At 54.0% G+C, this 26,628-nt stretch carries 27 protein-coding genes and 2 tRNA genes; 18 read left to right on the top strand and 11 right to left on the bottom strand.

Going from position 1 to position 26,628, the window contains the following annotated elements:
- Positions 1-2: 2 nt before the first annotated feature.
- Positions 3-3,080 carry a PAS domain S-box protein gene (locus LUQ43_RS03255; RefSeq protein ID WP_299963737.1) on the bottom strand — a complete coding sequence of 1,026 codons (3,078 nt, stop codon included), beginning with the start codon at positions 3,078-3,080 and terminating at the stop codon, positions 3-5.
- A 437-nt stretch (positions 3,081-3,517) separates the two neighbouring features.
- Between LUQ43_RS03255 and LUQ43_RS03250 the strand changes: the two genes are divergently transcribed.
- Positions 3,518-4,144: a molybdopterin-dependent oxidoreductase gene (locus LUQ43_RS03250; protein ID WP_299963734.1), complete on the top strand. Its 627-nt coding sequence runs from the start codon at positions 3,518-3,520 to the stop codon at positions 4,142-4,144.
- A gap of 29 nt (positions 4,145-4,173) precedes the next feature.
- Here the strand turns inward: LUQ43_RS03250 and LUQ43_RS03245 are convergent, their stop codons facing one another.
- From LUQ43_RS03245 to LUQ43_RS03235, 3 genes are all read right to left on the bottom strand, one after another.
- Positions 4,174-4,461 (bottom strand): hypothetical protein, encoded by a 288-nt coding sequence (locus tag LUQ43_RS03245; protein WP_299963732.1) that lies wholly within the window; start codon positions 4,459-4,461, stop codon positions 4,174-4,176.
- 131 nt (positions 4,462-4,592) lie between these two features.
- A complete protein-coding gene (locus tag LUQ43_RS03240; RefSeq protein ID WP_299963730.1) occupies positions 4,593-4,814 on the bottom strand; it encodes a hypothetical protein in 222 nt (73 codons plus the stop codon).
- A 6-nt stretch (positions 4,815-4,820) separates the two neighbouring features.
- On the bottom strand, positions 4,821-5,207 hold the full coding sequence (locus LUQ43_RS03235; protein WP_299963728.1) for a cupredoxin family copper-binding protein: 387 nt from the start codon (positions 5,205-5,207) through the stop codon (positions 4,821-4,823).
- Between the two features lie 113 nt (positions 5,208-5,320).
- Here LUQ43_RS03235 and LUQ43_RS03230 point away from each other — a divergent pair, with 113 nt between their 5' ends.
- From LUQ43_RS03230 to hypE, 11 genes are all read left to right on the top strand, one after another.
- Complete coding sequence (locus LUQ43_RS03230; protein WP_299963725.1) at positions 5,321-5,548, top strand: DUF2769 domain-containing protein; 228 nt, start codon at positions 5,321-5,323, stop codon at positions 5,546-5,548.
- Positions 5,496-6,329 carry an NAD(P)H-dependent oxidoreductase gene (locus LUQ43_RS03225; protein WP_299963723.1) on the top strand — a complete coding sequence of 278 codons (834 nt, stop codon included), beginning with the start codon at positions 5,496-5,498 and terminating at the stop codon, positions 6,327-6,329. The genes LUQ43_RS03230 and LUQ43_RS03225 overlap by 53 nt, the downstream gene beginning before the upstream one ends.
- Before the next feature lie 233 nt (positions 6,330-6,562).
- Positions 6,563-6,982, top strand: coding sequence for a MarR family transcriptional regulator (locus tag LUQ43_RS03220; RefSeq protein WP_299963722.1), 420 nt, complete (start codon positions 6,563-6,565; stop codon positions 6,980-6,982).
- 55 nt (positions 6,983-7,037) lie between these two features.
- Positions 7,038-9,440 carry an endopeptidase La gene (gene lon / locus LUQ43_RS03215; RefSeq protein WP_299963720.1) on the top strand — a complete coding sequence of 801 codons (2,403 nt, stop codon included), beginning with the start codon at positions 7,038-7,040 and terminating at the stop codon, positions 9,438-9,440.
- Between the two features lie 593 nt (positions 9,441-10,033).
- Positions 10,034-11,125 (top strand): hypothetical protein, encoded by a 1,092-nt coding sequence (locus LUQ43_RS03210; protein WP_299963718.1) that lies wholly within the window; start codon positions 10,034-10,036, stop codon positions 11,123-11,125.
- A gap of 123 nt (positions 11,126-11,248) precedes the next feature.
- A tRNA-Ser gene (locus LUQ43_RS03205) sits at positions 11,249-11,333 on the top strand.
- Positions 11,334-11,743: 410 nt separating this feature from the next.
- A complete protein-coding gene (locus LUQ43_RS03200; RefSeq protein WP_299963716.1) occupies positions 11,744-11,980 on the top strand; it encodes a hypothetical protein in 237 nt (78 codons plus the stop codon).
- A 4-nt stretch (positions 11,981-11,984) separates the two neighbouring features.
- A complete protein-coding gene (locus LUQ43_RS03195; protein WP_299963714.1) occupies positions 11,985-12,251 on the top strand; it encodes a type II toxin-antitoxin system RelE/ParE family toxin in 267 nt (88 codons plus the stop codon).
- Positions 12,252-12,493: 242 nt separating this feature from the next.
- The gene (locus tag LUQ43_RS03190; protein WP_299963713.1) at positions 12,494-12,718 is read left to right on the top strand and encodes a HypC/HybG/HupF family hydrogenase formation chaperone; all 225 of its coding nucleotides are present in this window, start codon (positions 12,494-12,496) and stop codon (positions 12,716-12,718) included.
- On the top strand, positions 12,718-13,062 hold the full coding sequence (locus tag LUQ43_RS03185; protein ID WP_299963711.1) for a hydrogenase maturation nickel metallochaperone HypA: 345 nt from the start codon (positions 12,718-12,720) through the stop codon (positions 13,060-13,062). The genes LUQ43_RS03190 and LUQ43_RS03185 overlap by 1 nt, the downstream gene beginning before the upstream one ends.
- Positions 13,059-14,054, top strand: a complete 996-nt coding sequence (gene hypE / locus LUQ43_RS03180; RefSeq protein ID WP_299963709.1) for a hydrogenase expression/formation protein HypE — start codon at positions 13,059-13,061, stop codon at positions 14,052-14,054. The genes LUQ43_RS03185 and hypE overlap by 4 nt, the downstream gene beginning before the upstream one ends.
- A gap of 400 nt (positions 14,055-14,454) precedes the next feature.
- Here hypE and LUQ43_RS03175 read toward each other — a convergent pair whose 3' ends face one another.
- The 5 genes from LUQ43_RS03175 to LUQ43_RS03155 form a co-directional block, all read right to left on the bottom strand.
- Positions 14,455-15,792, bottom strand: coding sequence for a PAS domain-containing sensor histidine kinase (locus tag LUQ43_RS03175; protein ID WP_299963707.1), 1,338 nt, complete (start codon positions 15,790-15,792; stop codon positions 14,455-14,457).
- Between the two features lie 154 nt (positions 15,793-15,946).
- Positions 15,947-16,507 (bottom strand): DUF447 domain-containing protein, encoded by a 561-nt coding sequence (locus LUQ43_RS03170; protein ID WP_299963706.1) that lies wholly within the window; start codon positions 16,505-16,507, stop codon positions 15,947-15,949.
- The gene (locus LUQ43_RS03165) at positions 16,495-17,316 is read right to left on the bottom strand and encodes a triphosphoribosyl-dephospho-CoA synthase (RefSeq protein ID WP_299963704.1); all 822 of its coding nucleotides are present in this window, start codon (positions 17,314-17,316) and stop codon (positions 16,495-16,497) included. Before LUQ43_RS03165 ends, LUQ43_RS03170 begins: the two co-directional genes overlap by 13 nt.
- Positions 17,288-18,427, bottom strand: coding sequence for a methanogenesis marker 9 domain-containing protein (locus LUQ43_RS03160; protein ID WP_299964045.1), 1,140 nt, complete (start codon positions 18,425-18,427; stop codon positions 17,288-17,290). The genes LUQ43_RS03165 and LUQ43_RS03160 overlap by 29 nt, the downstream gene beginning before the upstream one ends.
- A gap of 107 nt (positions 18,428-18,534) precedes the next feature.
- On the bottom strand, positions 18,535-19,002 hold the full coding sequence (locus LUQ43_RS03155; protein WP_299963702.1) for a Holliday junction resolvase: 468 nt from the start codon (positions 19,000-19,002) through the stop codon (positions 18,535-18,537).
- A gap of 316 nt (positions 19,003-19,318) precedes the next feature.
- Here LUQ43_RS03155 and cfbA point away from each other — a divergent pair, with 316 nt between their 5' ends.
- The 4 genes from cfbA to cfbB are packed head-to-tail and all read left to right on the top strand — an operon-like array spanning position 19,319 to position 23,393.
- Complete coding sequence (cfbA, locus tag LUQ43_RS03150; protein WP_299963700.1) at positions 19,319-19,720, top strand: sirohydrochlorin nickelochelatase; 402 nt, start codon at positions 19,319-19,321, stop codon at positions 19,718-19,720.
- Between the two features lie 8 nt (positions 19,721-19,728).
- Complete coding sequence (gene cfbE, locus LUQ43_RS03145) at positions 19,729-20,949, top strand: coenzyme F430 synthase (RefSeq protein ID WP_299963698.1); 1,221 nt, start codon at positions 19,729-19,731, stop codon at positions 20,947-20,949.
- 6 nt (positions 20,950-20,955) lie between these two features.
- On the top strand, positions 20,956-22,020 hold the full coding sequence (gene cfbD, locus LUQ43_RS03140) for a Ni-sirohydrochlorin a,c-diamide reductive cyclase catalytic subunit (RefSeq protein WP_299963696.1): 1,065 nt from the start codon (positions 20,956-20,958) through the stop codon (positions 22,018-22,020).
- Positions 22,017-23,393 (top strand): Ni-sirohydrochlorin a,c-diamide synthase, encoded by a 1,377-nt coding sequence (gene cfbB / locus LUQ43_RS03135; RefSeq protein WP_299963694.1) that lies wholly within the window; start codon positions 22,017-22,019, stop codon positions 23,391-23,393. Before cfbD ends, cfbB begins: the two co-directional genes overlap by 4 nt.
- A 22-nt stretch (positions 23,394-23,415) precedes the next feature.
- On the opposite strand, the gene LUQ43_RS03130 is transcribed toward cfbB, so the two are convergent.
- Both LUQ43_RS03130 and LUQ43_RS03125 read right to left on the bottom strand, forming a co-directional pair.
- On the bottom strand, positions 23,416-23,991 hold the full coding sequence (locus tag LUQ43_RS03130; RefSeq protein ID WP_299963692.1) for a hypothetical protein: 576 nt from the start codon (positions 23,989-23,991) through the stop codon (positions 23,416-23,418).
- A 6-nt stretch (positions 23,992-23,997) separates the two neighbouring features.
- Positions 23,998-24,666, bottom strand: coding sequence for a PAS domain S-box protein (locus LUQ43_RS03125; RefSeq protein WP_299963690.1), 669 nt, complete (start codon positions 24,664-24,666; stop codon positions 23,998-24,000).
- 133 nt (positions 24,667-24,799) lie between these two features.
- On the opposite strand from LUQ43_RS03125, the gene ilvE reads away from it, so the two are divergent.
- Both ilvE and LUQ43_RS03115 read left to right on the top strand, forming a co-directional pair.
- Positions 24,800-25,672: a branched-chain-amino-acid transaminase gene (ilvE, locus tag LUQ43_RS03120; RefSeq protein WP_299963688.1), complete on the top strand. Its 873-nt coding sequence runs from the start codon at positions 24,800-24,802 to the stop codon at positions 25,670-25,672.
- A gap of 821 nt (positions 25,673-26,493) precedes the next feature.
- Positions 26,494-26,566 (top strand) — tRNA-Glu (locus LUQ43_RS03115).
- Positions 26,567-26,628 lie beyond the last annotated feature (62 nt).

The raw sequence follows: 26,628 nt of genomic DNA, 5'->3' as shown, positions 1-26,628 counted from the left end.
CATCACTCCGTACCGATCGGGAAGTCAATATTCACCGCAGTTCCCGGGGCGGTACTCTCCATTATCAGGGTTCCCCGCAGCTGCTGCACCAGGTTCCGGATCAGTTTCAGGCCCAGGCTGGTTGCACGGTCGACATCCACATTTTTGGGAATACCAATGCCGTCATCCTGAATGCGGATATTGATCCTTCCTTTGTCGAGTCGCGCAGAGACCATAATGGTTCCCTGCCTGCGCCCTTTGAATGCATGTTTGAAGGAATTGGACAGGGCTTCATTGACGACGAGTGCACAGGGAATAGCCTGGTCGACCGACAGATTGAGTTCCTCCGCATTCACCTGGCAGGTGATCTCCGGGCCGGATCTCCCGTAAATGCTGGAGAGATCGGCCACCTGGTCACGGATCTGGTCGCCCATATTGATCTTATCGACCTGTTTGCTCTCGTACAGCCGTGTGTGGATCTGTGCCATGGTCTTGATCTTCATCATCATATCGGTCAGGATCTCGGTTGTTGCCGTATCCTTCGTCCTCATCCGGGTCATGTCGAGCAGTCCCGAGATGATCTGGAGGTTGTTCTTGACCCGGTGGTGGATCTCACGGATCAGGATCTCCTTTTCCTGGAGTGAGGCACGGAGTTTGTCCTCGGCATGACGGCGATCGGTGACATCCCGGTAACTCAGAACCCGTCCGATAATGGCCGACTCCATCTTCTGGGGTTTTGTATACCGCTCAAAAACCCGGCCATCCTTAAGTTCCAGCATGTCATAGGTCTCACGATCCTTGGGGGGAAGATGGTCATCGTTCTCCCTGAACGCCACCGGTTTTTTTACGAGCGTGCTCAGGTATTCTGACATCCTGCGATCATCACCGCTTTGCAGCAGTTCATCTGGAATCTTCCACATGGATGCAAAATTCTGGTTATACCGGATGATCCTGCCTGCCCGGTCAACGACATAAATCCCGTCCGCTGTTGATTCAATGGCAGCATGCAGTTCGGAAACGGTTTTTTTCACCAGGGATTCTGCAATCCTGCGCTGGGAGATCTCTTCTTTGAGCTGGGCATTGGACTGCACCAGTTCTGCGGTCCGCTCCTTCACCCGCTGCTCAAGGAGATCGTGCGCTTTACGGAGTTCTGTTTCGGCGTTCTTCCGATCGGTGATGTCCCGGGCAGAGGCAAAGACACCGGTGATATTTCCGAGGGCATCCCGGAACACGCTCGCGTTATAAAGGACCGGGGTCACCCGCCCGTTCCGGTGCCGGATCTCCAGTTCGTAATCGGTCACCGCCCCGTCACGGAATGCCTTCCCGTACCCTGCCTCTGCTTTCGCAGGTTCGGTGAAATAATTCGAGAAGTCGGTTCCTATCAATTCCTCCCGGGAGAAGCCGGTGACCCGGATCGTGGCTTCGTTGACGTCACTGATCGTACCATCAGGAGCAATCGTGACAAGCGGGTCAAGGTTCGCTTCTATCAGGCTACGGTTATAGGCATTCGCCTTCGCGAGGGCATCTTCGGCTTTTTTCCGTTCGGTGATGTCCCGGGCAGAGGCAAAGACACCGATAACCTCCCCGAAACCGTTCCGGTACACCGTTGCATTATAGAGGACCGGGGTTACCTGCCCGTTCCGGTGACGGATCTCCAATGCATAATCGGTTACCGAACCATCCCGGAACGCATTCACATAACCGGTCTTTGCTTTCGCGGGTTCAGTGAAGTAGTTCGAAAAATCAGTCCCGATCAGTTCATTCCGGGAGAAACCGGTGATCCGGATCGTAGCCTCGTTGACGTCACTAATCTTACCATCCGGGGCAATGGTAACGAGCGGATCAAGGCTTGCCTCTATCAGGCTCCGGTTATAGGCATTTGCCTTTGCCAGTGCATCTTCAGATTTCTTTCGTTCCGTGATATTCCTGGCGATCGTAGATGCGCCGATCAGGGTTCCGTTCCGGTCTTTGATGGGAGAGATGGTAAGCGCGACCTGAATCCATACCCCGTCTTTGCGCATCCTGACCGTATCATACTGGAAGACCGGCTTGCCGTCCCGGATCTGGCCCAGGATAAATTCCAGGTCATCACTCTCATCGGGAGGCACAAGCATCGATATATGCCTGCCGACTGCCTCCTGTGCAGAATAACCATAAATTTTCTCAGCACCGCTGTTCCAGCTCCTGATGATACCATCCAGGGATTTTCCGATGATTGCATCATCAGAATGATCGACAATGGATGCAAGGGCTGCCCGTTCTTCCTCGGCTTTTTTCCGTTCTGTGATATCGATCCCCATCTCAAGGATCATAAATGATCCGTCTGCATCGGTGAACGGGAAGTCATAGACATCATAGTCCCTGCCATTCGGGCCGTTCCAGAACCAGTGATGGGGCGCACCGGTCTTCAGGACTTTGTATGTCTCACAGCTCTTGCAGGGTTCGCTGCGGGAGAAGAGGGCATCGTAACACCGGCGCCCTTTCGATTCGCCAAACGATTCGCGGAAACACCGGTTGGCAAACGGCATATGGTAATCCTCGTCGAGCAGGCAGACATAGACCGGGAGCGTCTCGAGGACATCAAAGAGCCGGTGCCGTTCGGTGCCGATGGATTCAACGGCACTTTTCAGCTCCATTGTCCTGTCCCGTACCTGGTTCTCCATTTCGGCGTGGAGCAGTCCGCGATATTCTTCTGCACTCACACGATCCGTGATGTCCAGGCCCTGGGCCATGGTTGAAAAACCCGCTGTACTATTTTTTTCACAGAGCGGTGCTGAGTTCCACAGGATGATCCGGACATCCCCGTTTTTCTGGAGAATGGGAATTTCCACACCCTTCCATCGTTCCCCGGCGGTTGTCGATCGTATCAGGTCCATTGCTCTGCTGCGGTATTTTTCCGGGAACAGGATTTCTGGAGTCTGTCCGATGACATCCTGCGCGTTCAGGCCCGTGAGCCGTTCGAACGCAGGATTGAACCGGAGTATTCTGCACTGGTGGTCCCAGATCACTATGGGAGCATGGGCATGGTCAAGCAGGCTTTCAAGATAGTGGTTAGGATCCGGGAGATCCGTTTTTATCTCTTTACGGCTCTCTTTTTTCATCTGTCTGCTTCGCCTCTATACTATGGGAAAAAACATGTACCGCAGCGACCGCAGTACCCGATGATGCGATTCCTGAATTATAATTAATAAACCTTTTTTGGGAACTTAAAAAGGATTCCGTCATATTACAGATTTTGAAACGATCCTGATTCAGGAACGTGTAAGGCTCCGGGCAGAGACCAGACTCCCGGTTACTGTGGATCATGATAAGGTATGGCCAAAAAAAGCGGAGACCAATGCAGCGACGAGGGGTTTTATTGTTCTATATTTTGAAAACAATCCATGGGCTTATGAATCATCATTGCCGATGAAAAATTACCAGCGGGCAGACAATTGACAATAATCGCCCCGCTTGCGGTGATGCGTTCATGAAATCCCAGACAATAGTGATTATTTCTCTGGCTGCTGTCGTTCTGTTTGCTGGTATCTTTATTCTCATGAAGTTACCGGGAAATGTCACCAGCAGCACCTCCGATGGCCCGGTTCCGCTTCCGGACGTCGAAGTGAGATCATACCAGGGCAGAGATCTCTCTTCAATCAATGATTTTCACGAGAATTCCATCCGGGGCCCGCAATACATCAATATAGCTGACTACCGGCTTACCGTTACGGGGCTGACGAATGAAACCCGGGTTTATACATACGATGAAGTACTGTCCGTATTTCCCCATTATTCCAAGGTGACCACGCTTTACTGTGTTGAAGGCTGGGATGTGACACTCCTGTGGGAGGGGGTTCTGGTGCGGGATATGATCGCGGATGCAGGAATTGATCCCCGGGCAAACACCGTGATCTTCACTGCCCATGATGGATATACGACATCATTCCCGCTCGATTATCTGATGAACAACAACATTCTCATGGCATACCGGATGAATAACCTCACGCTCCCTGCAGAACGGGGCTATCCGTTCGAACTGGTTGCAGAAGACAAGTGGGGATACAAGTGGATCCGGTGGATAGAAAAGATCGAGTTGACCGACGATCCGACGTACCGTGGCTACTGGGAACAGCGGGGATATTCAAACAACGGAAGCCTCAATGGAACTATATTCGAGAGATGATGCAGCCGGGATTTATGATTCCCATCACATCAGATTTTCCGTAAAGTACCATGCAGGATATCGTAAGTCATGGAAATTATCCAATGCCGGTTCAGGAAGAGGTGCAGGCATACCAACACACCCAGGGCGATTCCTGACCAGTCGTGCAGATCCGAGATCAGTGCAGAGGGTAAGACAACCATGTTCAGCCCGGTCAGCCGTAAGAGCAGCGTGAGTTTCAACAGCCCGGTGATAAAACAGATCGCAAACATAATCCCCATCGCAAGGTTGACACCCCATTGAATAACCTGGATATTCGTGGTTGTTCCTCCTGCCATAATGGATGATAATGCAGAATCAGGATAAGGATGTTGCGAAGATAGCAGGTTTTTTCTAAAAAAGCCCGACAGATTACCGGCTACGGTAACAGTATTATTCTAAAAAAGGTCATGAGACGACTGCATCCTGATTAAAAAAAGTATTGCAGGATAACCAGTATTACATGGATTACTGCAAAAAAAATGGTGACCGCAGCCATCCTCATATGCCATTTGAAGGGGATGTTGTAGCGTCCCTTCAACACGAGAATACCCAGAGTTGCCGCTGTTACAAGACAAAGGAACGTGATCATGCCGAACCAGAGAGCAATAGGGAGACCGGAGATCATGATGTGTGCGAAGGAAGAAACCATGATCTCTCACTGCACGATGACAGTACCTTTCATTGATGGGTGAATTGTACAGTGATACGAGTACGTTCCAGCCTGAGTGAACGTGAATGAGTACGAGGCACCGTTCGGGAGCGAGTCGGAAGAGAACGGTACGGGTGAACCGGTATCGGAAGCGATGATGTGGGAAACACTATCCTGGTTTGTCCACGAAACGGTGGTACCGGTCTTCACGGTGAGCGAGCCCGGCTCGAATGCGAAATTTTTGATCGCAATGGTATTTCCTCCCCCCGTAACCGCGGGGGGTGTGGCGGTTACCGGCGCAGACGGGTATGATGTGCAGCCGGCAACCATACAGGCAAGAAGCACAAGAATAGTGCATGCAGTGCAGAATGCAAGGCGGGAACGTGATGGCATACGTTCCTGATTGTGGGGTGGGTTTAAAAAAGAAACGCCAGTTTTCAATTATTGTAAATTCGCATTCCCCTTAAGTAGTTACACACGTAATCAGCAGCCGGGAGAACTATATCATGGATAAGAAAAAAGGAATCACGCTCTGCATGTGCAGGATGTGCCCGAGTTTTGTTGACTGCAAAGAGGAGATTGCATTCTGCATGGCAGAACCGGGAACGAGCGGATGTATCAAGAAGGAACAGGGATGCCTCTGCCCGGGATGCCCTGTACAGGCAGCGGAGAATTTCCGGCATGTCTTTTACTGCACCCGGGGAAGCGAAGCCGGGCAGTCCCATGACCGGTAAAATATGGAAGTGTACGATCTGCGGCTATATCTTACCGGGAGAGACCCCTCCTGAAGAATGCCCGCAGTGTGCCGGTTCCGTCAGGGAATTCATCGAAGTTTCCGAAAAGAAAGGGCTTCGTTATGACAGGGAACCGTTTGACGTGCTACTGATCAATGGCAGCAGCCACCGGGCCAACAACACCAGTTACCTGGCGGACCTGGCAGAGGAGGTCCTGCGGGAGAAGGGAGTGAGTTACCGGCGGTACAATCTCAACGAATATACCATCAATCACTGCTGGTGCTGCTACAGCATGCGGGACAATGCCTGCCGCTATCCGTGCAGGGACCAGCTCGACGATATGCCCGCATTTCACGAGATGGTGATCGCATCCAAAGCGATCATCGTTGCCTCGCCCATTAACTGGAACAACATGTCCGCCCGGCTCAAGGATTTCCTCGACCGGCTGAACTGCATCCAGAACCTCTACCTGCTGAAAACGCCGGGGCTTACTGAAGGAAAAATCGTGGGAATTGCGGTCTCGGGGCATGAGGACGGTGCAACCAAGACCGCGATGGATATCTACCTGTACTTCCAGCAGATGGGGTACATCCTGGCTCCCTTCGGCATCGCGTACCGTACACACGGGGCACAGTTCAACACGATCACGGACACAGAATTCTTAAAATCCGATCCACTCGTGATCCAGAAAGTGAAAGGGATGACAAATAATGTCGTGGAAATGATCCGGCTGGATCCCGAAACAAAACTGAAAGGAAAACTGGTCCCGGTCTGCGAATGAACCGGTTCCGTAAGATGCCATAGACGGCCCCTTTTTACTCTGCCGCTGCACGGCAGACCTGAACCCCCGGCCGGGAAATCCGGCAGACCGGTTGGGGGAGGTGTGATATTCCCGACAGGAACAGGACAATCCTCATCTCCCGGACGCAGGACAGTATTGTGGAGTTTTGGACAAAAATACCTAAACCATCATCTTTATAATTAGGTAAGACCTAACTAACGAAGGATCGGAGCATGACAAAACGAGAAGAACACCTGTTCGAAGCATTGGACCGCCTGGTCAGGATCAGGAACGAATGCTCCTGCTCGATCTTCTCTGAATGCGGGCTCTCCGACATGACGGTGAAACAGATCGCCTACCTCAAAGTCATCAATGAGGAGGGGGATGTCACGTTCAGCCGTCTCGCGGAGATCACGAAGAACTCCAAGCCCACGATCACGGAAATGATCAACAAATGCGCACGGATGGAGTGCGTATACCGCGAACAATGTCCCGATGACGGCCGGATTCTCTATATCCGCCTGACTGAAAAAGGGAGAATGATCGCACAGGCCGAACAGGCCTCCCTGCGCAGGATGATTGAACGGATGATGAACTCGCTGGATGAACACGAGCAGGAACTCCTGGTGGAGATCCTGGAGAAAGTCAGGTAATTTTTTTGTCCCGGACTTTAGTTAGGTAAATTCGAACTAAATGATTGAGGCAACCATGCAACCCGAAAAAACTGAGAGTACCACAGAAATTACCGCAGAAAAGATCGTTATACCCCTCTTTGAGATTGTCGTGTTCCCGGACAGCCGGACAAAATTCCCGGTTGACCAGGCCACGGGAGATCTTCTCCTTGCCGCGATGGAGAATGAGAACGAAGATGCAGTGCACGCTATCGGCATCACGGTGAAAAGCGGTACCAGGCCAGCGGAACTGACCGCAGAGTCGCTGTACCGGATTGGCAACCTGTTCCGGATCCACCATGTGGAGCCGATTGATAACGGGTACCTTGTCTGTGCGCAGGTTACCGGGCGGGCAAAGACCATCGAGGTATTCGAAAAAGACGACCGGTTCTATGCAACGTATGAGCCGGTCCCGGATGTGCAGGATCTTGACTCCGACTTACAGAGCCGGATTCTCTCGGACATCAAACTCACCATCCACGAGATCAGCAGCCGCTTCAATGGTTCGGAACAGTTCACCGGCCCGATCGACCGGATGATCTCCATTGACGAGATTGCGGGCTTTGTCATGCCGTTCCTGCCGGTTACCCTGGAAGAGAAGCAGTCGCTCCTTGAGATCGTCTCGGTCCGGCAGCGGTACATCACGTTCCTCGCACTCCTCATCAAAGTACGGGAGAACATCAGCATCCGGATCGAGATGGCAAAGAAGGTCTCCGACAAGGTGAGCAAATCGAACCGTGAGGCAATACTGCGCGAGCAGCTCCGGGTGATCCAGGAAGAGCTTGACGAGAGTTCGGGAACTCCCGGCGACATGGGCTACCGGGAACGGATCGGGCAGTCCGCGATGCCGGACGAGGTCAGGAAGAAGGCACTGGCAGAAGTAAAAAAGCTCGAGACCGGAGGCAGCCAGAACCATGAGAGCTCCGTGATCCGGAACTATCTCGATCTCATGCTCGACCTCCCGTGGACAACCGGAGAGAAGAAGAACATCGACATTGCGGAAGCCCGACGGGTGCTTGAGAGTAACCACAATGGCCTTGAGAAGGTCAAGGAGCGGATCATCCAGCACCTCGCGGTCATGAAACTCCGGCAGGAGAAACAGGGTTCGATCCTCCTCTTTGCCGGCCCGCCCGGCACCGGCAAGACCAGCCTGGGCAAAAGTATTGCCGAGGCGCTCGGCCGTAAGTATGTCAGGATCAGCCTTGGCGGTGTCCATGACGAGGCCGAGATCCGGGGGCACCGGAGAACCTATGTCGGCGCCCTTCCCGGGCGTATCATCCAGGGCATGCAGAAAGCCGGCACCAAGAACCCGGTCTTCATCCTCGACGAGATCGACAAGCTGGCCACTTCGTATGCCGGGGACCCGGCAAGCGCCCTCCTTGAGGTGCTCGACCCGGAACAGAACAACACGTTCTCGGACCACTACCTTGAGGTCCCTTATGACCTCTCCGATGTGCTCTTCATCGCCACCGCGAACTCCCTTGCAACCATCCCGGCCCCGCTGCTCGACCGGCTGGAACTGATCGAGATCTCGGGCTACACGAAGAACGAGAAGTTCGCGATAGCGAAAGATCACCTCATACCCGAGATCCTCAAAGAGCACGGGCTCGATTCTGACAAACTCCGGTTTGAGGACGAGGCACTGAAGGTGCTCATCGAGAAGTACACCCGCGAAGCCGGTGTCCGGTGGCTCAAGAAACAACTTGCCAAGACTGCACGCCACGTATCCGAGAAGATCGTCTCGGGAACTGCCGAACTTCCGTTTGTCGTGTCAACGAAAAATCTTCAGGACGTGCTCGGAAAGGAATTGATCCGACAGGAAGTGGTACGGAAGGAACCGGTTCCCGGCGTTGTTACCGGTCTTGCATGGACCCCGGTCGGGGGAGAGATCCTCTTTATCGAGGGGACATTCATGCCCGGGACCGGGAAACTCACGCTGACCGGCCAGCTTGGGGACGTGATGAAGGAGTCTGCAACGATCTCACTCTCTCTCATCCGGTCCCGGCTTGCAACCATGGAGAACGGGTTCAACTTCATGACAAGCGACATCCACGTTCATGTACCTTCCGGCGCAACTCCCAAGGACGGGCCTTCAGCAGGCGTGACTCTGTTCACCGCCCTTGCCTCCCTGATCACCGGGAAGACCGTTGCTTCGGACCTTGCGATGACCGGCGAGATCACCCTCAGTGGCGGCGTACTGCCGGTTGGCGGGATCAAGGAGAAGATCCTTGCCGCTCACCGGGCGGGAATCAGAATGATCATCCTGCCTAAAGAGAACGAGCGGGACCTGCAGGACGTGCCCCAGGATGTCAGGGATGAACTGGTGTTCATGCCGGTGGAGACCGTTGAGGAAGTCCTGAAAGAGGCACTCGGGATAGAGATGCCCCGCTCTGTTGTCATGCATACCGGGAATAGTTTTGTCCCGGTGCAGAATGCCTGAATACGGGGGGATATGAGCGGGAGGTTTATGACCCCGACAGGGCTTTCATTTTTTTGCTCTGTAGAAAACCTTTTTTGAAATAACAATCCTCACTCCCCCTGTTTGTACACCATGCGACCCCCCCCCTCCCCCATGGTGCCTGGACAATCCCTTCATTCATCCTATAAACCTGCACGAATCCGGCACGGAAATGGGAGGGCCTTGGGGGGGTCTGGCGGTGTACTTTGATACTTTGTCGTCCGTGACCAACAGATCCGGGGGAAAATTCCCGATAGTACTTACCTGAATTACATCGGTTTGTTCGCACTGGAAGTACACCGCCCGACCCCCGCCAATATATGCAACGTAAGCCCGGGAGCGTTAGCATTTCGAAATGATTTCTACAGAGCACATTTTTTCAACAGGTTACGAAGACATCAATCCGGTAGACACTTCTTATTTTCTACCAGTTTTTTGAGTTGATCCTGAGGCATTTTTGATAATACTATTATATCTGCCAAAATCAACAATTCATTACTAAAATGATAGATCCATCAGATATCATATTCACAGGAAAAAATAATACAATCGCATCGGCGTCATGGGGATAATAGATGTCCAAGTTCGTCCTGCTGCTGATAGGACTTCTCTTTCTCACAAATCCGGTATTGGCATACCAGGTGAACATTGATGCACCGGATTCGCTTGCCGTTGGAAAACCCCTTGTGGTCACCGGCACCACCACATTTGGAGTGGGAACGCCGATCGATGTCGTGCTCTACTTCCAGTTAACAACAACCCGGGAGATAACCCGCAAGATTGCCTACATCCAGTCCGACAAGACATTCAAGGCGGTTTTTGATACTACCGGGCTGGACCCGGGCACCTACAAGGTAGAAGTCCCGTCTCCCTCCAATGGCGAGTCCGTGACCATGCAGCTTGTCACCCTGTATGACCGTACTGAAGAGATTGAACTCACTTCTCCGATAAACCAGAGTTTCACCGGAAAGATCTATGTTGCCGGGAAGATCAATGGCGCTGAAAATTCCGGGGTCCAGATTGAAGTAATCGATCCAACGGGTCTTGTCATCTTCGGCCCACAGTATATCAATACCGATAATGCCGCACACTTTGCTGCAGATATCGTTATTCCGGCGCCAGGAACCTATGAAGTGAGTTTCACTGACGTGAATGGGTACCTTGGTTCACGCACCATCAATGCCCTTGGCCAGGGCGGGGCATCATTTGTGACAACAACCGTCGCCACGACAACAACAGCCCCGAAGGTAATCTCCGCCCATACTTCATCATCACGAGACAACCCGGCCTATTTTGTCGTTGAGACCGGTACCGGGCCGGTAACCCTGTACACCACGAAATCCATTGACTGGGTACTCGAATATGTCGATGAAACGGGAACCCTGCACATGCAGAATGATAAGGGCAGTTCCAGTGCCGAGAAGGCAGAATTCCAGGGCAGGGGAAAGACCGTATATGTCAAAGTATATCCCTACAAGTATGCGGTCTCGGGCGATGTCTTCCTCTATGGAGAGAATGTCAAATCCGTTGCGGTGAGCAAGACCATCCCGGCCGCATTTGCAGCAACTGCACCGGCCACCCCCACGGAAGAATCCCCGGTCATGCCGGTAATAGGATGTATTGCCGTGGGTATTGCCCTGCTCATGTTCAGCAAAAAGAGCGCCTGACACCCGTTCCTTCTTCATGCCGGTATCCTTCCGCGACATCCGGATCATACCTATCTTGCGGACCTGATTCACTCTACGGATAAGAAGCCTTTTTTATATCCCAGAGCCAACATATGGAGCACTGCCGGGGTAGTCTAGTCCGGGAAGGCGGTAGCCTTGAAAGCTACTGGTGCCCTGCACCTCAAGAGTTCAAATCTCTTCCCCGGCGTCAGTAAAAATGTTCATATCTCTTTTTCCATGTTAATCAGCTCCATAGACTCAGCACATTTCCATAACCGCGGGACTCCCGGTGATTGAAAATACCTGTTATCCCGGGGGATCAAGAAAAAGCCAGAGATATCCAGACAGAACATCCCCAAATAATGCCTCTGGTTTGCGATGGAGAACCCGGGGGTGCAACAGTACCGCATGTGTAGGATCCGGTTAACCGAAGAGGCGTGGAATTATCAGGAGAGATGGAAAAAAAGCCATAGCCGGTAATCCGGATTTTATGATCAATCTCCTGATGGACATCAAACGAGAGAGCAGAAGCACAACGGGAGAGATGAGATATTCCAAAAGTATATTGTCGTATACACGTATATACATCAGCATATGCCCCAAGTTACCTCCGTGAGGATGAGAACAGATACCAAGGCGCTCCTGGACGATCTGAAACTTAATCCGCGAGAAACCTATGATGACGTTGTCCGCCGTCTGGCCGAAGCCGCATATGATGATGAGCCCATGACTCAAGAAGAGATTGAAGCCATGGAAGAAGGGATAGCGGATCTCAAGGCAGGCCGGGCCCGATCGCTTCGCGAGGTTATGAAAGAACTTGGCGATGACAAAGTGATCGAGTCCGGGAATTTGTGATTCCGTGTATCAGATCAAGTTGTCACGAAAGGCAGAGAAAGACCTGATAAAGATCCCTCAAGAGCACCGGACACACATTGAGCTGGCGTTAGAAAAGTTTGCCGAACATCCGGATCAAAGGCACGATGTGGTAAAAGTCAGAGACAGCCCGAAGGTGGCACCACGGTACCGGATACGGATCGGGGAATACCGGGCGACGTTTTTCATCTATCACAACCTGCTCCTCATCGAGATTATCACCATTGGGAAAAAGAATAATTTTGATTATTGAAAGACAGGGTCATAAGAATGATGGTCATTCCAAATCATTCAGATTTTTTTGCTCTGTAGAAATCATTTGATTTTATACTATGACGCTCTTGGGGGCTCCGCCTTCGGCTTTGCCCCCGCCGCGTGGGCATCCCCCACGTTACGATGTCTCTGTATTGCCGCAATAACCGACGGTATCGAATCATTGTTTTTATGTGGTTGAAAGACCCATATGAGTTGACAGATATCTCAAGAGGATCATCGATGTGTGTTGCAGTTCCCGCAGAAGTCCTTGAAATCAAAGAGGGAAATATCGGTCTTGTGGATTATGGCGAGCTCAAGCAGGAAGTGAGGCTCGATCTCGTTGACGTAAAAGTCGGTGAGTTCGTGCTTGTCCACGTCGGGTTTGCCATCCAGCGGCTCTCCCGCGAAGAAGGGCTAGAGACCCGTGAGATCTTCAGGCAGGTCTACGCGCAGCTGGAGAACTGATGCACGAGTATTCCATTGCATATGACCTGTACGCTACGGCACGTACGGCAGCACACGAACACAAGGCAACAAAAGTCAAGAAGATCAGTGTCGATGTCGGGAAGATGGCGATGGTGAACCCGGAACAGGTGATCTTCCTGTTTGACACCATCAAGGAGGATGACCCCCTGTTCCGGCAGGCGGTACTGGATTGCCATGAAGTGACACCGGAGACCCGGTGTCCCTGCGGGTACACGGGCAGCGAGATCTATGTCTGCCCGCGATGCGGCGCTCTCCCGGAGCTGGTAAAAGGCCGGGAGATCGTTGTCACGAATGTAGAGATCGAGGTAGGTGACGAATCATGAAAGTCAACATGATGCATGGGGCCGGCGGCGAAGTGATGGGCGAACTGCTCCAGACGTTAACGAAGTTCAAGCACAACAATGCCGGGGGTATCGGGCTTGAGGCACTGGATGACGGGGCCGTTATCCCGTTCGGTGGCGAGAACCTGGTATTCACTACCGATTCCCATGTTGTCCGGCCGATCTTTTTCCCGGGCGGGGATATCGGACGGATCTCGGTCTGCGGAACGGTCAATGACATTGCCATGATGGGTGGCCGGCCCATTGCCCTCTCCTGCGGCATGATCATTGAAGAAGGATTCGAGATTGGCAATCTCGAACGGATTGTCGCTTCCATGGACGAGGCACTGGGTGAAGCGGGCGCAAGTATTGTGACCGGCGATACCAAAGTCGTGGAACGTGGTGCACTCGACGGGATCGCCATCAATACGGCCGGTATCGGCGTGGCAAAGAAGATTGTCCGGGACAACGGGCTTGTTCCCGGGGACGTTATCATTGTCTCGGGAACGCTTGGCGATCACGGTCTTGCGATCATGGCACACCGTGAAGGATTCGATCTCGGCGAACAGATCCTCTCCGATGTCTCCCCGCTCGCAAAGATGATGGAGAGAGTCCTTGATGCAGGTACCATCCATGCGATGAAAGACCCGACCAGGGGCGGATTTGCCAGCGCTATCAACGAGATGGCACGGAAAGCGAACGTCTGCGTGCGTATCCGCGAGGAGCAGATTCCCGTCAGGAAGAGCGTAAAGAGCGCAGCGGCCATGCTCGGCATCGATCCCCTTGAAGTGGCAAACGAGGGAAAGGTCGTCATGGGAGTGCCTGCTTCCGATGCAGAAGAGATCCTGGCCGCCCTCCGGTCCCACAAGTACGGAAAAGAAGCCACTATTGTCGGTACCGTCTCACAGGGGGCCCACGTGATCATGGAGACCGCGATTGGCGGCGAACGGTTCATCGAACCCCCGATGGGCGACCCGGTACCCCGCGTCTGTTGATACCTGCTAATCGGAAATCTCTTTTTTAGGTGATTACGTAAAGTCCACCACTAACCCATGGTTAGTATTGAGCCAATTCAGGTTTTTTAGATTTGCGCTCCTGAGAACACAAAAATACAGCCCCCCTCTTGCGCCGCCAGTCCCCCGAGGGGGACGGGGCGCTATTAGCGATGCCTCGGCATTACCTTACTTTGGGGCACACACAGGTACAGGTAATACGGCACTATCGCAACCGGGGGATGCCCGAGCGGCGGGGGCGGAGGCTTGCCGGAGCCCCCAAGAGCGGTAATGAAAATTTTGTTTCAGGTTTATCGCACGTTTAGTGGATGTTTTACACAATCACCCTTTTTTTTAAATGCTCTCCTGAATCGCAATCAGGATTTCACGAAGCCCTTATTCCTTAGTCCGCGATCGAACGGAAATGTTCCCGGGGCACACGGATGATAAAACGGGCACCTTTCCCGGGAGTTCCTGCTTCCGAGAGAGTGAGATTCGTGATCGCCAGGATCTCCCGTGAGAGGAAGAGACCAAAACCGGTATTCTTAAAATATTCCCTCCGGAAGATATGTTCCTTTTCGGCATCCGGGACTCCCACCCCGTTGTCTTCAATGATGATATCGAGATTATCCGCCCGTTCCACGGTCCGCACTGAAATCTCCGTTACATGTTGCCCATGGCGGATGGAGTTCTCGATCAGATTATAGAATACTTTCTCAAGAAGCGGATCGGCATAGATCTCAACCGGAGGGATATTGGCGCGGATAACGATCGAACGGAGATCAATACTGGCGGTGGCAAGGGTAACGGTCTCGGCAATATTATGCCACTGGGGCGAGTGGACACCAATGTTCTGGTAGTCCCGGGTGAAGAGGATCTGGCTCCGGATAGCGTTTGCAGCCGATTCCTCTTTTTCAATGTATTTTGTCATTGCCGGATCGCTGTTATCCTGTTTTGCGATCTCGATATACCCGAGCAGGGCAGTCAACTGGTTGAGGATATCGTGGCGGGTGATATTGTTGAGCAGGTTCAGTTTCTTATTGGCCTGCGTAAGAGCTTCCTGGGCTAACTTGCTGTCCGTGATGTCAACAACCGTACATATGACACCGGGCTCACCGGTCTCGGCAGCCGATACGAGTGCCCAGCGCATGCTGCCATCCCATGCCCGGAACCTGACCTCAATATCCCCGACCCGCTTCAGGTCGCGTATCTTGTCGATGAACTTTTTGCGTTCATCAGTATCGGGAATGAGATCCGGCAGGGACTTTTTCATCAGTTCATCACATTCGTACCGGATCATATGCGCAAATTTCCGGTTTGCATCGCGGATTTTGAGAGTATCCCGATCATAACTGAAGATACCCGCCTGGGAGTTGTAATAGACACCGCAGTTTTTGTCTCCTTCCTTCCGGTATACCTGCGAATACGTGGAGATGAGAACCCCGAGCGAGACGAAAATATAGAACCAGACCGTGGCAAGGGCATACAGTTTGAGATCCGGTACCCCGAGAAGGTAGACCAGTGCAAGGTACAGCCATCCTATAATGACCGTCCCGTATATGCTCAGCTTCGGGCGGGAGAAGGCGATCAGGATGATGGGGATGAGATAGAAATACGGGAATACATCATAGATATCCCGGCTGATACTGAAATACGTGACAAGAACCGCCGCAAGGATACTTACGAGAATACAGACATCAAAAAGCATCTGTTTTTTTCGGGAAAATGGTCGCATTGTCATAATAGTCCCAAAAATCAGCCGGAGCCGGAATCAGCAATCAGAAGTGGGGATCCATGTTATTTAAGTATTATTGGGTGCCCCGGCCGGGTATGCCGGAGGTACACCGGGGAATCCCCACAGGGTGAAAAACCGTCCCTGTCCGGAATAACCGTAATCAGGATTGCCCGATATAACCCATGAGGAGATCCATTGCTTCCAGCTCCCGGTTACCCCCGCACTTCCGGATTATTCCCGTATGGTATTCGATAAGTTCCTTAAGTTTCGGATCGCGGTTCTTCTGGTAACGTGTCGCATGGACCGTTGCATCGATAATACTGCCAAATCCCCGGTTGACAGGATAGATGACTGCCTCTTCAATGATCTCCTTCTGGAGGGACAGGGAAACAACCGTCACTTCAGGAGTGGTGCGCTCGATGGTTGTTGTGAAGGCTGCCCATGCATCGGCAGCGGCCAGGCGCTGCACCAGGGTATCCCCGACCGGTTCCCCGACAAACATCTCCCGGGGGAGATCTTCAAACGCAGTCCGGACATACAGGACCGGATCATGGATGAAATTTGCAACCAGCCAGCCGTCCCGCCGGATGTTCTCCACCGTATGGCTTCCCGAGAAAAGAACCATGGTGGCTTTCTTATCCCGGAGGTGAATGCCCATGGGGGCAGCATTGAAGGCGGTGGTTGCAATTATTTCATTGATACCGCCTTTTAAAAGTCCCATGACCAGCCTTCCCCAAGGGCAAGATAGATCGATGCAATCGTGATATCTGCAATAGAACCGGGATTGATATCCCGCCGGATGCATTCTTCATCAAGGTCTTCAGCGGTTCGCTTTCCCTCTAAGACATCGCGGGCCGCCATCATGGTCTCACGGGCAACATCGATCCCGTGCTTCTTGATGATAAGCGTGTCCGGTTCCGTGGCCAGGAGCGTTAGGAATGTCCGGACAATGGACTGCCTGCCCGGACCGTTTTCTTTCAGGAGATCCGCTCCGCGGCGGGAGAGCGGGAACCCGGTCACCCATTCCCGGGCAACCATATCGTTTGCCGCGGAATGCTGCATCACATCCAGCAATGACATATCCCTCTCCCGGATGAGCGTGAGGGTATGGGGATCGTTGACATCGAGTTCGTCATCTGCATTCATCTTCACGGAGGTCATGGCAAAGGCCTTGTAAAAAGCGATTGCATCCGAGGATTCCGTTTTTGCAATGGCCGCCATCGCGCCGGCGATATCCTTGCCATACACGAGAGGGATGAGGAGGATAAACGCCCCGAAATGCGTGTTTCCCCCGGAATGGCAGTTGGTGTCGCGAACCGCATGCTTGATGATCTCGCCGATACGGCCCTGGCCTTTTTCCGCTTCTTCGAGTGCGGGCCGGGCAAAGATCGTGGACGCAAGAAAATGCTCCAGCCGGGTCTCGGGATAATCATGACAGCGGTCAACGTTTCCCGGTTTGGGATACGCCGATACCTCGAGCATCATGGCCAGTTGCGCACGTTCAACTGCGCTTGTCCGAAGGCACGTCATGGAATATACAACCCATTATCGTATCAGAGAGATCGTGTTTCAGGCGCATATACTCTTTCTTTGAGAGCCGGGCCTGCTGGAGGGTCATATCCCGGAACATGCAGGGCGACGAGATCTTGCAGCACCAGGCAAGGCTGCCAAAACAGGTCTGTTTCCCGTCATCAAGGGGAGTTCCCTTGACAGCGTCCAGTTTCATAGTGATATAATCCTCGTGTGCCAGGTTGATCCGGGAAAGTGTCGGGATGAGCGGGCATTCCTTCACGGGCATGCAGCAGAACGCGAGGGAGCGGATATCGCCCCCGCGGCAGAGCTGCTTTGGGGCATTGTACCAGCCGTCTTCATCGGCAGACCGCGTGATCGCAGCATCAAGACCTGCAAGCGTCCGGATATCGGACTGCCGGGCGAGCGAGACCATGTCGGCCCCGTGGGAGAGCATGTCTTTCATACGCTCGAACGTATTGATCGTATTATTGGCTATCAGCATCAGCGGACAGCTGTTGCGGATCTGGCGGAGTTTGGCCGTACCGAAGTCCATGAGATCGATATGGAGAATATCTGCTCCGGCTTTCCAGAGATTCACTGCCAGTTCCCTGTCATCCCCTGCCACACCGGCGCGGAACTTGACCGAGACAGTGACCCCCTCTTTTTTCAGTGCCCGCACGATAGCAACGAGTTTTTCGGTATGTTTAAGGTAATATTCCCCGCAACCCGCATCCACCATTGCCGGCTGGCGGCAGTGCGCATCGATCTCGTAGACTACGCTGTCGCCGAATGCCTGTGCAATGGCAGTGAACGATTCCGGTGCGCTGCCCCGCAGGTTGATGCCCAGGATGACATCGCTCTTTTCCATTGCATCAATCTGCTCCTTAAGTGCAGGAACCGGATCATCATAGATGAACTCCCTGCGGTCTCCTCCTGCTGCAAGGGAACGGGCTGCTTCCAGGGCAGGCGCGTCAATGGAATAGCCCCCGATAAACGCAAGACCGACATGGTCAGCCCGTTCAAGCACGTACGCTGCATCAACAATGCCGGCCATGGACGCAATTGCCACGGGTGTCCGGACAACGCGATCGTTGATAAGCAGACCAAAGCGATCGAATGCATCCATCATGAGTTCATATTCGTTGACAATGCCGGGACAAATTCCTTTGGGTTTGATCCGGTTCATGCCAACGAAAACCAGCGGTTTTTGACGCGTGAAACCACCAGGGACGTGATTTACTTGAGAGACGGGCCGATATCTTCCAGCACGTACCCCGCTTTCGAGCGCGGGAGCGTAATACCGTCCCGGGCATCACCGATGGATATACCCTTGTTCTCCCGGAAGTGCGAGACTACCACGGTCCATGGGAGCAGGAAGGCTTCGCTGGTAGTTCCCGGCTCCTGACGAAATTCCAGTGCAAGATACCCTGCCCGGCCGGTTGCAGCAAGGAACTCTGCAACCGCGTCAACCTGGTGGAGATTATTTTTTGCAGCGGGAAAATGCTGCGAGAAGTAGAGTTTCTTATCAATGATCGATTTACATTCAATGGCAAGATTGTACTTCGGGTTGAGCGAATCCACGAGAATACCGATGGTCCGGCCCGCGGGTTTTTGCTGACGGGGCCGGTACGCAAAACCCTGCATATGCCGGGTTTTGAAGAACCGGTTCAGGCAGTTGACGATCTCCCGCTCGAAATCACTCATTGTATACAGGTACGACAATATACCATATATTTCTGAACAAAATCACCAGCCGTCCTGAGGGGGGGCTGAGTCCGGGCATGATATCATCAGATGGTCGGCACACCCGGTTCATCGATTCCCCTATAAGATCCCCCGGGTCTTCCGGATATCGTGCAAAAGTGGGGTGATGCAATCAAAACCCGAAAGTTATTACGATTACAGGTATATTTTCATACGTAGTGTTTTCTCATGCTGGGTTTTCAGCATACGAAAAAACAACAAACCAGGCGGATATCCCAGAAAAACCCCTGGAATTCATTACACCGGAGTTATTCACATGAGCAAGAAGGGAATGTTACTCGTAGGGCACGGGAGCACGATGCCCTACAACCAGGAGCTCGTTGAGAAGACCGCTGCCATGATCAAGGCTCACCATGCCGATTATATCGTCAAGTGCGGTTTCATGAATATGAACAAGCCATCGATCAAGGAATCCATGGAGGCATTCAAAAAAGAGCCTATCGATGCGCTCGTGGTCGTCCCCCTGTTCCTGGCAAAGGGCGTCCACATCGAGAAAGACATTCCCGGGGAGATTGGCCTGCCCGAAGGCGTAAAGAAGGGATCGTTCGTGCTCAATGGCACATCCATCCCGCTCGTCTATGCAGAGCCCATCGGCAGCGATCCCCTGCTTGCCGATCTCATGGTCAAGAACGCAGCAAAAGCGCTCTCTACCCTCTGACCTTTTTTATGCATATCCTGGTGCTGGACACGATTCATGGCGGGAAGCCGATCGGGGATGCATATACCTCCCGCGGCGAAACAGTGGATCCCGTTGATGTGTACCGGGGGAACAGCGATGTCGATGTGCCGACTGCCCTTTCCCGCACCTATGACCTGATTGTTGCCCCGGTCCATCTCGATCCCGGTCACCCGCTCCTGCACTATTCCGGCACGAAGGTGATAACCCACCATGAGGCAGTCCGGCACCTGCTCGGCAATGATATCCCGCAACCCATGATCGAAATAACGGGTGCACGGGGCAAGACAACGACTGCCCATGCCCTCGCGGCACTCCTGCCGGGACGCGGCATCCTGCACACCTCCACGGGCACGTTCCGGTTCCCGGAGAAGGAATGGATATCGCGTTCCAGCATCACCCCCGGCTCCGTTCTTGCAGCAGCAAGTCTTGCGCGGGCGATCAACGGCTGGCTGATTGCCGAGGAATCGCTTGGCGTGACCGGGGCCGGCACCCTTGCCATCATCACATCCGATGTTGACTACACCTTTGCAGCAGGAAAACGGCATGCTCTTGCAGCGAAGATCGCGTCCACGCAACATTCCCGTTGCGTGCTGCTCGCAGAAGGAATACCGGCAGAAGATCGCAAGGGGATTTTCCCTATTGAAGACATTGCCTCATGTGATGGAACAGAATGCACGCTCACCAGTGACGGGAAAACCTTCCGGTTCACCAACCCGCTCCTGGGGCTGCCGACCTACAGAAACGCCCTGGTGCTCGCGGCATCTGCGGCGGTCCTGCTGGGAATAGACCCCTCGCCGCTTTCATCATTTACCGCGCTCGAAGGCCGCATGTCGGCCCGTCGCGAGGGGAGCGTGCTGGTCGTGGACAATGCCAACAGCGGCACGAATCTCCTGACAACGCTCGAAGCCGTACAGTATGCACGGAACGTGTCGGGACTGAACGATATCACCCTGGTCATCGGCCAGCAGGAGGGAGATGGCAAGGTCTGCGAGGGATTCGCGCACGACCAGATCCTCGCGGCGATCGAATCCATCCACCCCCGGCACCTGATCTGGGTTGGCCGGTTCCCCGAACATGGAACCCCGGCATATGCACGGCTTGATCCACAAAAGACTGCCCATGCACGAACACTTGACGAAGGATATACCCTTGCACAGCAGAAAACTGATCACGGATCGATTGTCCTTGCGGTCAAGACCTGGAGATGAGAGAGAATGAAATACATGCACCCCCGCCCGAGTTCCATTGTTGCTGCCCTGTATACCGCCCGCGATCTCAATGTCGATGTGGCCATCCTGCACGGCCCGTCGGGCTGTTCGTTCAAACATGCCCGGCTGCTGGAGGAGGACGGCATGCGGGTCCTCACCACCTCGCTTGCCGACAACGAGTTCATCTTCGGGGGCCAGAAGCCGCTGGAGGATGTGCTGAAGTATGCTGAGGAGACGTTCCATCCCAAACGTATGGCGGTAGTCGGCACCTGCGTTGCCATGATCATTGGCGAAGATCTCCAGGCTGCAATCGAGGGCTCGGGCATAACAACCCCAACGATCGCGGTGGACATCCATGCCGGCTATATTGAGAATATTGCCGGTGTTATCTCAACGCTTGAAGCCGCGGCAGAGGCCGGTTGGATCACGGAAGAGGAACTGACCCGGCAGCGGTTCATGATGCAGAAGGCCAACGAGGTCGAGCGGCTCCGGGGCGCCGCGTCGCATCCGTACATCGAAGCATCCCGGGGCGATCTCAAGCACGTGGCTGCGCAGGAACTCATCCGGCTCGCCCGATCCGGGGCAAAAGGAGTCGCGATCCTGAATGCCAAGAAAGAGACCGCGTACATGTTTGCCGATGAACTGATCGCACTCAGGGAAGCCTGCCCTGATGCGGATATCACGTACATCGCCAACCTCGAACAGCGGGGACTGCCCAAGACCCGGGGCGATGCCGGGCGGATCGCCGCAGAGATGAAGGCCCGGGGAGTGCCAATTGAACTGCTCGGTGCGCTCGACGAATACGGTGCAAACGGGGATGCGCTCGGGAAGCGGATACAGGAGATTGCTCCCGCGTTTGCGCTCATCGCGGGCGTTCCCCATGCCATCGCCCCGGAATATACGCAGGGTGTCGAGTGCTTCTCCGTAACGAACGGCCCGCGACAGGTTGCACCGCTCCGCGAGATCGGGCACAGGCACGTGATGGTCGAGATCGACCTGCACCCCAAGACCCTCGGGGTCCGGGAGATTGTCGAGAGCGAGTTCGGGGCCGTGCTCCGGAGCATTGCATGAAGGCAATCCTTATCACCGGCGATCGATCAGGCAGCGGCAAGACCAGCATCACGCTCGCACTTTCTGCCCTGCTCGCCAGAGAGCAGCGCGTCCAGACCTTCAAGGTCGGGATGGACTACATCGATCCGTCCTATCTTGCTGCGGTCTCCCGCCGACCCTGCCGGAACCTTGACAGTTTCGCACTTGACAACGGGCAGATCCAGGACATCTTCCATTTCGGGTGCAACGGGGCAGACATTGCCCTTGTCGAAGGTGTGCGGGGGCTCTATGAAGGAGCTGAAGCCCTGACTGACACCGGAAGTACTGCGGCGATCGCCAAGCAGCTCGATCTCCCGGTCGTACTCGTGATCTCGGCACAGAGCATCACCCGGAGTGCGGCTGCGATGGTCAAAGGGTTCCAGGCATTCGACCCGTCCGTCCACATTGTCGGTGTCATCCTCAACAATATCAAGGGCGGTTCGCACAAGGCCAAGGCGGTTGCCGCAATCGAGCACTACTGCGGTATCCCGGTTATCGGGGCCATTCCCCGGATGGAGGAGATGCAGCTGGCCATGCGCCACCTGGGTCTTGTCCCGTACCGTGAAGGATCCGGCAACGGGGATTTCGATGCCCGCATCGGGACTATCACAACCCTCATCGGGCAGTACGTGGATCTCGACCGGTTCAAAGCGCTGATGAAGGACGTCTCATTTTCGACAACAACCCCGACCGTTTTCGATGACATCCCGGTTCCCGACCTGAAGATTGGTGTAGCAATGGACGAGGCGTTCAATTTCTATTATGCCGATCTCTTCGATATCCTGAAGACCTGCGGGGCGAAGACAATCCCCTTTAGTCCCGTCCACGACCGGCTCCCGGAAGCGGATGGCTACATTATCGGCGGAGGATACCCGGAACTCTTCACCCGCGAACTCGAAGCCAATGATCGCATGCGGGAAGCAGTCCTTGAAGTCTCACGGAACGGGACACCCATCTATGCGGAGTGCGGGGGACTGATGTACCTGACCGGACGCATGACCCTGAAAAAAGGGTGGCAGGGGAGCGATGAAGAGCACTCGTCTGATATGTGCGGGGTGTTTGGCGGGGAGACGCGGATGCCGGCCAGGCGGGTCGTCAGTTATGTGGAAGGCACCAGCAGCCCGGATTCCCCGGTTGGTAGCGCAAGGTTCCGCGGGCACGAGTTCCATTACTCGGAAGTTGTTCTTCCGGAGGAGACCCGGTTTGCCTATACGCTCTCCCGCGGCGTGGGGATCCGGGATAACCGCGACGGTGCTGTTGTGGGAAATACACTTGGGAGTTACACGCACCTGCACCCGGTAGCGAGCACCGGGATGTTCCGGCATTTTACGGATCTCTGCCGGAACCGGGTGTAACCCCGGAACCTCTGCATCCGCATCACAGGATGCAGGTATCTGCCCCGATCTTTTCAAAGTCCGTGATATGATCGACGAATGAACTCATCTGTGACAATATCACAGGATCAAGCCCTTTCTCGGCGCAGAGAAAGACCCCGGAGACATCCGTGAGCTTGAGTTTGGTGACCACAAAATGCAGGAACTTCGACGCGGTCACGGACGGGATATGGATGAGCAGCATGCTCACGGAGTCGAACATAATGCACTTCTTTCCCGCAGGCATCTTTTTTAAAAGTTCCGTGATGGCGATGCCGAGGTCCGTGAGGTTGGAAGGGTTGGTCACGTATTTTACCCGGGATCCGGGGATGCAGACCCCCCCGGAGTACTGGGTCACGGCATCGATCACATAATACGAATCGGGGCTGATCCCTTCCTTTTCATACATTTTTGCAAGAACCTTGCAGGGTTTGTTGACTGTGACAACCAGCGGCGTGCACCCGCTCTTCAGGATCTTCTTCATGACCAGCAGGTTCATCTCCGGGACATTCTCCGGCCGGGCAAGCAGAAGGCAGAGCAGACTCTCTGCCGCATCTTCCGTTGCTGTCTGTGCATCCATCCCGGCTCACGTCCTTTTAAAAAATTCCCTGAACTCCGGGGGGATCTCGTCAGATCGTCCCTCCAGTGCTTTCTTCTGGAGGTCTTCAATATTCGTCAGGATCTGGCGAAGGTTATTGGCATGCACCTGGAGCTGCATCCGGATCTCCTCGGCATCGTAGTCCCCGCTTTTGGCCTGGGCGGCAAGCTGCTCGAAATCCTGCTGCATGATCTCAAGGGGTTTTCTCGCACGCAGGATAGATTCAGACAGGAACGCGATAAGAGCCAGCTGGCGTTCTTCGGCTCTTTTACGGTCCGTGATATCGGTGAAGCTCTCGACCAGGTACTCCCTGCCGCCAATCTCTGCCTTTGCCACGGTCTTTAAGACAGGAACCCTTTTGCCGTTCGCATTGATGATCTCGCGCTCTGCATTCAGGGTGTCCCGGTGAAGATCGGTGACCGGACATTCGCCAAACCTGGCTGGACAGACAAAACCGTGGCAGGTGCTGCCGAGGAGCTGGTCCCGGCCAAAGCCGGTGAGGGATTCCATCAGGGGATTGACATCAACGATACGGTGGGCGGCGGGATCGATGACCAGGATCGCTGTCTGTATCCGCTCAAATACCGTTCTGAAGAGATCAACCGGACCGGCTTCCCCGACTGCACCTCCTTCAATCAACCCCTTCTTCTCCGGCATATCAGTACCCTGTTCCTGCACCCGTGCTGCTCATCGTATGTGTAATAATCCCCGGCAGGTATATCAATTTTAGTACCCCCGCCCCTCAACAAAAGAAAAAACTACAAAACCTCTGGCACCCCATACACCTTTTATGATAATTTATCTGGATGGGAAATACCTGACGGAGGATCAGGCAAAGATTTCAGTCTTCGACCACGGGTTCCTCTATGGTGACGGGGTGTTCGAGGGCATCCGTGCCTACAACGGGAAGATCTTCCGGTTACAGGAACATCTCGACCGGCTCTATGATTCGGCGAAAACGATCGATATCCAGCCGTCCATCACAAAAGAGGAGATGGCCGAGGCGATCTGCGAGGTGCTGCGCCGGAACAAGCTGAATGACGCCTATATCCGCCCGATCATCACCCGGGGCGTTGGGGATCTCGGGCTTGACCCGCGGAAATGCAAGAAGGCATCCGCGCTTGTCATTGCCGTGTCGTGGGGTGCAATGTACGGCGACCTGTACGAGAAAGGTCTCAAGGCCATCACGGTCTCGGTCCGCCGCAACCCGGCTGAATGCCTTCCCCCGAATATCAAGAGCCTAAACTATCTCAACAACATCCTTGCCAAGATCGAGGCGAACTACAAGGGTGGTGACGAGGCGATCTTCTTCGATACCAACGGGTACCTCTCGGAAGGTTCCGGAGACAACCTCTACATCATCAAGAACGGCGAGATCATCACGCCGCCAACGCTCAACAACCTCCGGGGTGTCACCCGCCTTGTCGTGCTCGAGATTGCAAAATCGCTGGGCATCACCGTTCGCGAGCAGAACCTCGGGTACTTCGACCTGTACACTGCCGATGAACTGATCTGCTCCGGCACCGCGGCCGAGATGGCCCCGATCACCTGGGTTGACGGGCGGACGGTTGGATCCGGGAAGCCCGGGCCGGTCTTCCGGCAGCTGGCAGCGGCATTCAAGGTTGTAACGAAGACGGAAGGATACCCGATCAATAAAAAATAATTTTTTCGTCCCTTTTTTAGAAACTATGGCTCCTGTTTGATCTCCTCATCGCTGAACAGGAGAGCCATGGTGCATTGCACTGAACGTAGTGTGAATGCTGAAATGATGGTGCACGTTTCGAGGCAGTCACAATTTTACTATCTTCATACAGAATTTTCTGGTGTGAATATGGCAATTCCATCGCGGATGGACGCATACATTCCCTTTATGCGGGTGGGGGGGTATGCGGTATACCCCCCTCCCACGTGGAATATACCGGGTCTTTTTTATGACCCGTGGGAGAGCAGCACGCGATCACTGACGTTGAATTCAGCACAAGGGGTTACCGGGTACTGATCCGGTTGCCGGAATTTCCTGCATGGGTGGGGGGGTATGATCCGGCCAGGTGCCGGCAGGGTGGGGGGGTATGATTGATTTGAAAAAATATTGGAGGGGGGGTATGCCGGATACCCCCCTTCTCAAAAATGGTATTGCACAGGTATTGCACAACAAAAGAGGCAATGGTTGTGCTGCTCTCCCGACGGAATGCAGGGCAAGAAGGCTACCCGAATCTGGTAAGGGGGGGTATGATCCGGCCAATGGGGGGGAGGGGTCTCGCGGATACCCCCCCACCCCCATGGCAGGGGGGTATGATCGGTTTGAAACGCAACAGGGTGGGGGGGTATGCCGGATACCCCCCCTCCATTCTGGAAAATGACGCGGGGGTTCTTCCGCGAGTTCCCCGCAATCATTCACCCCGTAATCATGAGCTCCGGAGGGACTGCCAGCCTTGCAGCCTCCATAATCTATTTATGACGTGCCGTGTAAGATTATAGGCACACGCTGCTATAGTGTAGTGGCCAATCATGTCGGCCTTTCACGCCGACGACTGGGGTTCGAATCCCCATAGCAGCATCCTTTTCTCAGGTTAGAACCCCTAAAGCTCAGGATACGTTTTTCCGTAAGACCGGGAACCC

Origin of the sequence: Methanoregula sp. (assembly GCF_028679125.1) — an archaeon.
GTDB lineage: Archaea > Halobacteriota > Methanomicrobia > Methanomicrobiales > Methanospirillaceae > Methanoregula.
This window is presented reverse-complemented; position numbering and strand designations above follow the sequence as displayed.

Excerpts from the sequence above, each read along its gene's own strand:
- LUQ43_RS03220 (WP_299963722.1), top strand. The coding sequence starts at position 6,563 with ATGACAAAACGAGAAGAACACCTGTTCGAAGCATTGGACCGCCTGGTC.
- LUQ43_RS03155 (WP_299963702.1), bottom strand. The coding sequence starts at position 19,002 with ATGAGTGATTTCGAGCGGGAGATCGTCAACTGCCTGAACCGGTTCTTC.
- ilvE (WP_299963688.1), top strand. The coding sequence starts at position 24,800 with ATGATAATTTATCTGGATGGGAAATACCTGACGGAGGATCAGGCAAAG.
- cfbB (WP_299963694.1), top strand. The coding sequence starts at position 22,017 with ATGAAGGCAATCCTTATCACCGGCGATCGATCAGGCAGCGGCAAGACC.
- LUQ43_RS03230 (WP_299963725.1), top strand. The coding sequence starts at position 5,321 with ATGGATAAGAAAAAAGGAATCACGCTCTGCATGTGCAGGATGTGCCCG.
- LUQ43_RS03175 (WP_299963707.1), bottom strand. The coding sequence starts at position 15,792 with ATGACAATGCGACCATTTTCCCGAAAAAAACAGATGCTTTTTGATGTC.
- LUQ43_RS03225 (WP_299963723.1), top strand. The coding sequence starts at position 5,496 with ATGTCTTTTACTGCACCCGGGGAAGCGAAGCCGGGCAGTCCCATGACC.
- cfbE (WP_299963698.1), top strand. The coding sequence starts at position 19,729 with ATGCATATCCTGGTGCTGGACACGATTCATGGCGGGAAGCCGATCGGG.
- LUQ43_RS03190 (WP_299963713.1), top strand. The coding sequence starts at position 12,494 with ATGTGTGTTGCAGTTCCCGCAGAAGTCCTTGAAATCAAAGAGGGAAAT.
- LUQ43_RS03250 (WP_299963734.1), top strand. The coding sequence starts at position 3,518 with ATGAAGTTACCGGGAAATGTCACCAGCAGCACCTCCGATGGCCCGGTT.
- cfbA (WP_299963700.1), top strand. The coding sequence starts at position 19,319 with ATGAGCAAGAAGGGAATGTTACTCGTAGGGCACGGGAGCACGATGCCC.
- cfbD (WP_299963696.1), top strand. The coding sequence starts at position 20,956 with ATGAAATACATGCACCCCCGCCCGAGTTCCATTGTTGCTGCCCTGTAT.
- LUQ43_RS03235 (WP_299963728.1), bottom strand. The coding sequence starts at position 5,207 with ATGCCATCACGTTCCCGCCTTGCATTCTGCACTGCATGCACTATTCTT.
- LUQ43_RS03130 (WP_299963692.1), bottom strand. The coding sequence starts at position 23,991 with ATGGATGCACAGACAGCAACGGAAGATGCGGCAGAGAGTCTGCTCTGC.
- LUQ43_RS03210 (WP_299963718.1), top strand. The coding sequence starts at position 10,034 with ATGTCCAAGTTCGTCCTGCTGCTGATAGGACTTCTCTTTCTCACAAAT.
- LUQ43_RS03185 (WP_299963711.1), top strand. The coding sequence starts at position 12,718 with ATGCACGAGTATTCCATTGCATATGACCTGTACGCTACGGCACGTACG.
- LUQ43_RS03240 (WP_299963730.1), bottom strand. The coding sequence starts at position 4,814 with ATGGTTTCTTCCTTCGCACACATCATGATCTCCGGTCTCCCTATTGCT.
- lon (WP_299963720.1), top strand. The coding sequence starts at position 7,038 with ATGCAACCCGAAAAAACTGAGAGTACCACAGAAATTACCGCAGAAAAG.
- LUQ43_RS03245 (WP_299963732.1), bottom strand. The coding sequence starts at position 4,461 with ATGGCAGGAGGAACAACCACGAATATCCAGGTTATTCAATGGGGTGTC.
- LUQ43_RS03170 (WP_299963706.1), bottom strand. The coding sequence starts at position 16,507 with ATGGGACTTTTAAAAGGCGGTATCAATGAAATAATTGCAACCACCGCC.
- LUQ43_RS03125 (WP_299963690.1), bottom strand. The coding sequence starts at position 24,666 with ATGCCGGAGAAGAAGGGGTTGATTGAAGGAGGTGCAGTCGGGGAAGCC.
- LUQ43_RS03165 (WP_299963704.1), bottom strand. The coding sequence starts at position 17,316 with ATGACGTGCCTTCGGACAAGCGCAGTTGAACGTGCGCAACTGGCCATG.
- LUQ43_RS03200 (WP_299963716.1), top strand. The coding sequence starts at position 11,744 with ATGAGAACAGATACCAAGGCGCTCCTGGACGATCTGAAACTTAATCCG.
- LUQ43_RS03160 (WP_299964045.1), bottom strand. The coding sequence starts at position 18,427 with ATGATGGATGCATTCGATCGCTTTGGTCTGCTTATCAACGATCGCGTT.
- LUQ43_RS03255 (WP_299963737.1), bottom strand. The coding sequence starts at position 3,080 with ATGAAAAAAGAGAGCCGTAAAGAGATAAAAACGGATCTCCCGGATCCT.
- hypE (WP_299963709.1), top strand. The coding sequence starts at position 13,059 with ATGAAAGTCAACATGATGCATGGGGCCGGCGGCGAAGTGATGGGCGAA.